The organism is Kitasatospora sp. NPDC059817 (assembly GCF_042731835.1).
Classification (GTDB): Bacteria; Actinomycetota; Actinomycetes; order Streptomycetales; family Streptomycetaceae; genus Kitasatospora.
This window is the reverse complement of the sequence record NZ_JBHWIR010000136.1, coordinates 7979-9999: the sequence shown is the minus strand read 5'-3', so window position 1 is coordinate 9999 and position 2021 is coordinate 7979. Positions and strand designations below refer to the sequence as shown.

Genomic DNA, 2021 nt, shown 5'->3' with positions numbered 1-2021 from the left:
CGCGCACACGGTGGGCGACATCTCTTGGGCAAAAATCACCACCACCCCCCCGCCGTGGTTAACCACCGCAAACCCGGGCTGCCCCGGTGGGGGGGCCCGCCCCCCCCCCCCGCGGCCCGGCCCCAGCATCGTGTCCGCACCCCCGTTCGGGGGTGGTGGCGCGGGCGCGAGGCGGAGACCATGGGGGCCGACCCGCACGCGCCCACCCAGGAGTCAGAACGTGCCGACCACGCCGTCCCCGCGCAGCTACGCCTCCGGCACCTCGGACGTGCCGCTGCTCGGCGACACCATCGGGGAGAACCTCGACCGCGCGGTGCGCGCCTACCCCGCACGGGACGCCCTGGTCGACCGGGCCACCGCCCGCCGCTGGACGTACGCCGAACTCGCCGCCGACGTCGACGCGTTGGCCCTCGGCCTGCTCGACCTCGGCATCGCCAAGGGCGACCGGGTCGGCATCTGGGCGCCCAACTGCGCCGAGTGGACGCTCACCCAGTACGCCACCGCCAAGCTCGGCGCGATCCTGGTCACCATCAACCCGGCCTACCGCTCACACGAGTTGGCGTACGTGCTGAACCAGGCCGGGATCCGCCTGCTGGTCGCGGCCGAGCGCTTCAAGACCTCCGACTACGCCGGAATGATCGAGGAAGTACGGCCCCAGTGCCCGGAGTTGGAGCGGAGGGTGCTGATCGGCGGCCCCGACTGGGATGCCCTGATCGCCACCGGGCGCCGCGCCGACCCCAACCTTCTCGCGCAGCGGCAGCGGGAGTTGACGCCGGACGACCCGATCAACATCCAGTACACCTCCGGGACCACCGGCTTCCCCAAGGGCGCGACCCTGTCCCACCACAACATCCTCAACAACGGCTACTTCGTCGGAGAACTGCTCAACTACACCGAGCAGGACCGGATCTGCGTCCCGGTGCCGTTCTACCACTGCTTCGGCATGGTGATGGCGAACCTCGCGGCCATCTCCCACGGCGCCTGCACGGTGATCCCCGCGCCCTCCTTCGACCCGGGCGCCACCCTGGCCGCCGTCGCCGCCGAGCGCTGCACCTCGCTGTACGGGGTGCCCACCATGTTCATCGCCGAACTCGCCGACCCCGACTTCGCGCGCCACGACCTCACCAGCCTGCGCACCGGCATCATGGCGGGCTCCCCCTGCCCGGCCGAGGTGATGAAGGACGTCATCGGCCGGATGGGCATGGCCGAGGTCGCCATCTGCTACGGCATGACCGAGACCTCGCCCGTCTCCACCCAGACCCGCGCCGACGACACGGTCGACCGCCGGGTCTCCACCGTCGGCCGGGTCGGCCCGCACCTGGAGGTCAAGGTCATCGACCCGGCCACCGGCCGGACCGTCCCGCGCGGCGAGCCCGGTGAACTCTGCACCCGCGGCTACTCCGTCATGCTCGGCTACTGGGGCGAGCCCGAGCGCACCGCCGAGGCCGTCGACGCCGCCCGCTGGATGCACACCGGCGACCTCGCCGTCATGGACCGGGACGGCTACCTCGCCATCACCGGCCGGATCAAGGACATGGTCATCCGCGGCGGCGAGAACCTCTACCCGCGCGAGATCGAGGAGTTCCTGTACACCCACCCCGACGTCCTCGACGTCCAGGTCGTCGGCGTGCCCGACGCCCGGTACGGCGAGGAGCTGATGGCGTGGATCCGCATGCGCGCGGGCGCCGAGCCGCTCACCGCCGAAACCGTCCGCACCTACTGCGCCGGCCGGCTCGCCCACGTCAAGATCCCGCGGTACGTGCACGTGGTCGAGGAGTTCCCGATGACCGTCACCGGCAAGGTCCGCAAGGTCGAGATGCGCGCCGAGGCCGTGCGCCTGCTCGGCCTCTGACCTGACCCACCGCCGCCCGGTACGAGCCCGCCCGTCCGCACACACCGAACGGCCCCGGGGGGGGGGGGGGGGCGGCGGGCCCGGGGGGTTTTTTTTTGGGGGGGGTTATGTAACGGGTGCAGGGGGCCCACGCCAGGGGGGGGGGGTTGGACGCGCCGGCGGGAGGGTG

At 72.2% G+C, this 2021-nt stretch carries 1 protein-coding gene; it reads left to right on the top strand.

Translation table 11 applies throughout. The annotated features are described in order from the left end of the window. The first annotated feature begins 220 nt into the window (after nt 1-220). Nucleotides 221-1852 (top strand): AMP-binding protein, encoded by a 1632-nt coding sequence (locus ACFV61_RS25435; protein ID WP_380494046.1) that lies wholly within the window; start codon nt 221-223, stop codon nt 1850-1852. Nucleotides 1853-2021: the final 169 nt, after the last annotated feature.